1 protein-coding gene and 1 pseudogene are annotated in these 7,637 nt (G+C 59.0%); both read right to left on the bottom strand.

The genetic code is table 11. The features are described 5' to 3' along the window. A pseudogene (locus ACHAC9_RS24145) lies at window positions 1-424 on the bottom strand (hypothetical protein); the annotation flags it as partial. After that, entirely contained in the window at window positions 421-7,431 is a 7,011-nt protein-coding gene (locus ACHAC9_RS24140; RefSeq protein WP_435764306.1) for a HAMP domain-containing protein, read from the bottom strand. The pseudogene ACHAC9_RS24145 and the gene ACHAC9_RS24140, both read right to left, overlap by 4 nt. Between the last annotated feature and the right edge of the window lie 206 nt (window positions 7,432-7,637).

Below are 7,637 nucleotides of genomic sequence, written 5' to 3'. Positions count from 1 at the left end.
TCACGAACAGTTCAGTTCGCGACAAAAGCCCTTCTTCTTCAAGCATGATGACGAGCTGGATCAGGAACGCAGAATCAGCACATTCTGCGATCCACAATACTGGCCAGCTTACCGATCGCAGCAATGGCAACACGGCAGAGCGCAATGCCATGAAAGACGTTGGCTTGGTAAAGAAAGTACTGTCGCTTGCGCTGACAAAACTGAAGGCCTCGCGTGCCGCAGACGCGTCACGCAGCATATCCCCCTGAAGTGCCGAAATGCTCCCTGTCGTTCGACCCTCGTTAAATGCCGTTAGCCGGCCCAATAGCCATTCTCGCTCGAACCCGCGCAAGTCGACCCCGTACTGACGATACGCGGCCTCCGCAAACAACTCGGTCTCCAACATTGCGACCGCGTCGTTTTCAGTGAAGTCCTTTGCGCTCAATGACCTAGCCATACGCGCATCAGGGACAGGAGCTGGGCCACATCGACAGGCTTGGTAATGTAATCGCTGGCGCCGGCTGCAATGCACTTGTCGCGATCGCCCTTCATTGCTTTGGCGGTAAGCGTAATAATCGGCAGGGACTTAAATTTAGCGATCTTGCGAATCGCCCGCATCGTGTCATAGCCATCCATTTCCGGCATCATAATGTCCATCAATATGATCTCGATACCCGGTGTCTCTTCCAGCATCTTGATACCGTCCTTGCCGTTCTCGGCGAAATGCACCTTCATCTGGTAGCGCTCGAGTACGGTGCTGAGCGCGAAAATATTGCGCAAGTCGTCGTCCACTACCAGTACGCTGCGACCGGCCAGGTCACCCTCGGCGGCATGCGCCTTTTCCAACATGCGGCGCTGCTCGTCGGGCAGGCGTGCGGGGGAGCGGTGCAGGAACAAAGCCGTTTCGTCGAGCAGTCGCTCACGCGAACGGGCATCTTTGACGACAATGGTCTTGGCAAAGCGCTTTAGCTTGGCAACCTCTTTTCGGCTCAGTTCTGCCGCGGTGTACACCACGACCGGAAGGTCACGCAGTGATGGATCTTCGCTGATGGTCTCCAGCACAGCGAAGCCATCCATGTCGGGCAGGCTCAGGTCAAGCACCATGCAATCGAAGCGACGCTCGCGCAGGAGATCGAGCGCACCGCGGCCGGTGTCGGCGGACACGAGCTCCAAATCTGACTCGCCGATCAGCTGCATGATGTCGCGCCGCTGCACTTCGTCGTCCTCGACGATCAGCAAGCTGCGTCGCGTCTGGCTCATGAAGCGTTGAATCTGGTTGAATTCTCCTTCGAGGCGCTCCGGCTTGACGGGCTTGTTCAGATAGGAGATCGCACCCTGGCGCAGTGCCTGTTCGCGTTCACGCATGCTCGACATGACATGTACCGGGATATGACGCGTGCCCGGATCGCGCTTCAGGCGGTCGAGCACCATATACCCGTCGGTATCCGGTAAATCCAGGTCCAGCAGGATCGCAATCGGCAGGTAATCGCGCGCCAACGTTAGGACCGATTCGCCGGAAGACGCCACGATGCCACGCAGGCCATGCGCCCTTGTCTGCGAGAGAAGGACGTTGGCGAAAGCCGCGTCGTGCTCAACGATCAGCACCGACTGGTCGCCGGCGAGAATCAGGTTGCGGTCATCCAGGTCGGGATCATGCACATTGACCTGCGGGTTGCTGCTGCTCGATGGAAGCGTCAGGACGCCTGGAATGTGCGCATTCGGCACGAAGGCAGGCGCGTAGTGCTCAGCGTACATCCGCGGCTCGGTATGTTCATGTGCAGGCTGATACGTATGGAAGCCGACATGGTTGTAGGGCAGGTAAAGGGTAAAGGTGCTGCCGCTTCCAACGACGCTTGTGACGCGAATTTCTCCACCAAGCAACCTGGCTAGTTCGCGCGAAATCGAAAGTCCCAGGCCTGTGCCACCGTAGCGACGCGCCGTGCTGCCGTCAGCCTGCTGGAAAGCCTCGAAAATGAGCTGCAGCTTATCGGCCGAGATACCTACGCCGGTATCGGTGACGGAAAATGCCACGACTGACTCGGCACGGCTGAGGAAGGAGTGGTCCTGGGACCAGCCGCTTTCGACCAGACCGATGCGTAATGTCACCTCGCCATTAGCGGTGAACTTGAATGCGTTTGACAGCAGGTTTTTGAGGATCTGCTGCAAACGCGTGGTATCGGTCATCATGGCCAGCGGCAGGCTCGGATCGAGCTGGATGAAGAACTTGACGAGCTTGGCCTCGGCCATGTGGCGGAATGTCCGCTCGACGTAGGTTGCCAGTACCGGGAAGCGCGATTCGCTCACTTCCAGCGTGACGGTGCCCGACTCGATTTTGGACAGGTCGAGGATGTCATTAATCAGGGTAAGCAAGTCGCTGCCCGATCCATGGATTGTCTTGGCGTACTCGACCTGATTAGGCGTGAGGTTGCCGACCGGATTTTCCCCGAGCTGCTGCGCCAGGATCAGCAGCGAATTCAGCGGCGTGCGCAACTCGTGCGACATATTGGCAAGGAATTCCGACTTGTATTTGGACGACAGCGCAAGCTGGGTCGCCTTCTCTTCCAGCGCCAGCTTGGCCTGTTCGACCTCGCTGTTCTTGCGTTCCACTTCGCTATTCTGGTCAGATAACAAGCGTGCTTTCTCCGCCAGCTCCTGATTAGTTTGCTGTAATTCCTGCGCAAGCGACTGCGACTGTGTCAGCAGCGATTCGGTACGGCTGTTCGCCTCGATCGTGTTCAGGACGGCGCCGATGGAGCCCATCAGCTGGTCGAGGAAGCCCATGTGGGTTTGCGTAAAGCGCTCGAACGATGCGATTTCGATGACCGCCTTGACCTCCTGCTCGAACAGGATCGGCAGCACCACGATGTTGGTCGGCGGCGCTGAACCCAGACCCGAGGAAACGACGATGTAGTCGCGCGGGACATTGGTCAGCCACATACGCTGTTTCTCGATGGCGCACTGGCCCACCAGTCCTTCACCCGGAGCAAAGGAAGTCGGCAGCGCGTTATCCGGACGGTAACCGTAGCTGGCGATCATCTTCAGGCGTGGCTTCTCGCCGTCAGCGTCCATCATGAAGAATACGCCATGGTGGGCCGAGACCAGCGGTGCGAGCTCCGACAGGATCAGCTTGGTAACCTCTTCGATATCGCGCTGGCCCTGCAGAAGGCGGGTGAAGCGCGCCAGGTTCGACTTGAGCCAGTCCTGTTCGGCATTTTTTTGCGTCGTCTCCTTGAGGTTGCGAATCATCTCGTTGATGTTGTCCTTCAGATCCGACACCTCGCCGCGCGCTTCGACCTGGATCGAACGCGACAAGTCGCCGCGCGTCACCGCGGTCGCGACTTCTGCGATTGCCCGCACCTGGGTAGTCAGGTTTGCCGCCAGCTGGTTGACGTTTTCGGTCAAATCCTTCCAGGTGCCGGATGCGCCTGGCACGCTGGCCTGGCCGCCCAGTTTTCCTTCGACGCCGACCTCGCGCGCCACGGACGTCACCTGGTCCGCAAACACCGCCAGCGTATCGGTCATCTCATTGATCGTGTTAGCAAGCGATGCAATTTCACCTTGCGCCGCAACGGTCAATTTTTTCTTCATGTCGCCGTTTGCGACGGCGGTAACGACGCCTGCGATACCCCGCACCTGCGCGGTCAGGTTGGCCGCCATGAAATTGACGTTCTCGGTCAAGTCTTTCCAGGTGCCGCCAACGCCCTTCACCTGCGCCTGGCCGCCGAGTTTCCCTTCGGTTCCCACCTCACGCGCGACCCGGGTCACCTCCGAGGCGAAGGATGACAGCTGATCCACCATCACGTTAATCGTATCCTTCAATTCCAGAATCTCGCCCTTTGCATCGGCCGCGATTTTCTTTGAAAGGTCGCCGTTCGCCACGGCCGTGGTCACCTCGGCGATATTACGCACCTGGCCGGTCAGGTTGGACGCCATGAAGTTGACGTTGTCGGTCAAATCCTTCCATGTGCCCGCCACACCCTGCACGTTTGCCTGGCCGCCGAGTTTTCCTTCGGTACCTACTTCGCGCGCCACCCGTGTCACTTCGGACGCGAAGGAGCGCAACTGGTCCACCATAGTGTTAATCGTGTCCTTGAGTTGCAGGATCTCGCCGCGCACGTCCACCGTAATTTTCTTCGACAAGTCGCCGTTCGCCACAGCCGTGGTCACCTCGGCAATGTTACGGACCTGCGAAGTCAGGTTACCCGCCATCGAGTTAACCGAGTCGGTCAAGTCCTTCCAGGTACCCGCGACCCCGGGCACGTTGGCCTGACCGCCAAGTTTACCCTCGGTACCCACCTCCCGCGCCACCCGCGTTACTTCCGATGCGAATGAAGACAGCTGGTCCACCATCACGTTGATGGTGTCCTTCATTTCGAGAATCTCGCCTTTGACGTCGGCAGTAATTTTTTTGGACAAGTCACCGTTCGCCACCGCAGTGGTCACCTCGGCGATGTTACGTACTTGACCAGTCAGATTAGACGCCATGAAGTTCACGTTGTCGGTCAAATCCTTCCAGGTACCCGCGACGCCCTTCACCTGCGCCTGGCCACCCAGTTTGCCCTCCGTACCAACCTCGCGCGCCACACGCGTCACTTCGGATGCGAACGAAGAAAGCTGGTCGACCATCACGTTAATGGTGTTCTTCAGCTCCAGGATCTCGCCCTTTGCATCAGCCGTGATTTTTTTCGACAAGTCGCCCGTTGCCACCGCGGTCGTCACATCGGCGATGTTTCGCACCTGGCCTGTAAGGTTACCCGCCATCGAGTTCACGGAGTCGGTCAAGTCCTTCCAAGTGCCGGCGACACCCGGCACGTTCGCCTGGCCGCCCAGCTTTCCTTCGGTACCCACCTCGCGCGCCATACGCGTCACCTCTGACGCAAACGAGTTCAGTTGGTCCACCATGACGTTAATCGTATTTTTCAGCTCGAGAATCTCGCCTTTCGCGTCGGCGGTAATCGTCTTGGACAAGTCGCCGTTTGCCACCGCAGTCGTCACCTCGGCGATGTTGCGGACCTGGCCGGTCAGGTTCGACGCCATGAAATTCACGTTGTCCGTCAAGTCCTTCCATGTTCCCGCCACGCCTTTCACCTGCGCCTGGCCGCCGAGCTTGCCCTCGGTACCCACTTCGCGCGCGACGCGCGTCACTTCCGATGCAAACGAAGACAGCTGGTCCACCATGACGTTGATCGTGTCTTTCAACTGCAGGATCTCGCCCTGGGCGTCAGCCGCAATCTTCTTGGACAAGTCGCCGTTTGCCACCGCAGTCGTCACCTCGGCAATGTTTCGCACCTGGCCAGTGAGGTTACCTGCCATCGAATTGACCGAGTCGGTCAGGTCTTTCCAAGTACCGGCAACGCCGGGCACGTTTGCCTGGCCGCCCAGCTTGCCCTCGGTGCCGACCTCTCGCGCCACGCGCGTGACTTCCGACGCGAATGAGGACAACTGGTCCACCATCACATTGATCGTGTCTTTCAGCTGCAGGATCTCGCCCTTGGCGTCAGCAGCGATCTTCTTGGACAAGTCGCCATTCGCCACCGCCGTCGTGACTTCCGCAATGTTTCGTACTTGCCCGGTCAGGTTACCCGCCATCGAATTGACGGAGTCGGTCAAATCCTTCCAGGTTCCGGCGACGCCCGGCACGTTGGCCTGCCCGCCCAGCTCACCCTCGGTACCCACCTCGCGCGCGACGCGTGTCACCTCGGAGGCGAATGAGGACAGCTGGTCCACCATGACGTTAATCGTGTCTTTCAGCTCGAGGATTTCGCCCTTGGCATCCGCCGTAATCTTTTTCGACAGGTCGCCGTTGGCCACTGCCGTGGTCACCTCCGCGATATTACGCACCTGGCGCGTGAGGTTACCGGCCATCGAATTGACATTCTCGGTCAAGTCTTTCCAGGTACCGCCGACGCCTTTCACCTGCGCCTGGCCGCCCAGTTTACCTTCGGTGCCGACTTCGCGCGCCACCCGCGTGACTTCGGAAGCGAACGAGGATAGCTGGTCCACCATCACGTTAATCGTATTCTTGAGCTCGAGAATCTCGCCCTTGGCATCGGCCGTAATCTTTTTCGACAGGTTGCCATTTGCTACCGCGGTCGTTACCTCAGCGATGTTACGCACCTGGCCCGTGAGGTTGCCGGCCATCGAGTTCACCGAGTCGGTCAAGTCCTTCCAGGTACCGCCCACGCCCTTGACTTGCGCTTGCCCGCCCAGCTTCCCTTCGGTACCCACTTCGCGCGCGACGCGGGTCACTTCCGAAGCAAAGGATGACAGCTGGTCCACCATAACGTTGATCGTGTCTTTGAGCTGCAGGATTTCGCCCTTGGCATCGGCTGCGATTTTCTTGGAAAGGTCACCGTTCGCCACCGCTGTCGTCACCTCGGCAATATTGCGAACCTGCCCTGTCAGGTTAGATGCCATGAAGTTCACGTTGTCGGTCAAGTCCTTCCAGGTGCCGCCCACGCCCGGCACGTAAGCCTGGCCGCCGAGCTTGCCCTCGGTACCCACCTCGCGCGCCACCCGGGTAACCTCCGATGCGAACGACCGCAACTGGTCCACCATGGTGTTGATCGTGTCCTTGAGCTGCAAAATCTCCCCACGTACGTCGACGGTGATCTTCTTGGACAAGTCGCCGTTTGCCACTGCCGTAGTCACTTCCGCGATGTTACGCACCTGCGACGTGAGGTTGCCGGCCATTGAGTTAACCGAGTCGGTCAAGTCTTTCCAGGTGCCGGCCACGTTCGGTACGTTTGCCTGGCCGCCCAGCTTGCCTTCGGTACCCACCTCCCGCGCCACCCGCGTCACCTCGGAGGCAAACGACGACAACTGGTCCACCATGGTGTTGGCGGTGGTCGCCGCACGCAAGAACTGGCCACGCAAAGGGCGGCCATCCACTTCCAATGCCATGTTTTGGGACAGATCGCCCTTCGCCACGGCGCCAATGACGCGTGCCATTTCCGTGGTCGGCCGCACCAGGTCGTCGATCAGGGCGTTGACAGAATTGATGATGGTGGCCCAGCCGCCGCCAACGGTAGGCGGCGTCGCGCGCTGAAGTAGGCGGCCATCGTGGCCGACGATGCGACTGACGCTGACGATTTCTTGCGCGATCTTGTCAGAATTTTCAATAATCTCGTTGAGCGTGTCGGCTATCTTGCCATGCATGCCAGTCAGGTCGGACGGCAGCCGAACGGAGAAATCACCGCGGCGCAGCGCGACCAAGGCAGTGACGAGCTGGCGCGAATCAAGCGCATCTTCCGCGGCGCGCTCACGCTCACGCTCACGCTCACGCTGGGCGCTTGTTTCCATGATCTCGTTGACAATGACAGCCATCGAGCCATTCGCGCCGGCCAGGCCAGTCGGGACGCGAACGCTGAAATCTCCTTGGCCCAGGGCCGTAAGAGCATTCAACAGCAGTTGTGAATCGAAGTCTACTACAGGCTCTTCAACGATGTTCATGGTGTGGCTCCAAATGATGAACCGGTAGTCTGAACGGCGTTGACCTTTCGATCAAGCAATCTTGTACTGTGCGGAAAAAAAAGTACGCGAAGAACGAAAGACGCGGTCAAAAACGACACGCTGATTTTAGTCTGAATGGCCCGGCTTCCCTCTCGGTCACTACGCACGACAATGCCAAGACACGCGGTAGCGCGAGGGTAGCTACT

The sequence above is a fragment of the Massilia sp. CMS3.1 genome (assembly GCF_051262535.1).
Classification (GTDB): Bacteria; Pseudomonadota; Gammaproteobacteria; order Burkholderiales; family Burkholderiaceae_D; genus Telluria.
This window is presented reverse-complemented; position numbering and strand designations above follow the sequence as displayed.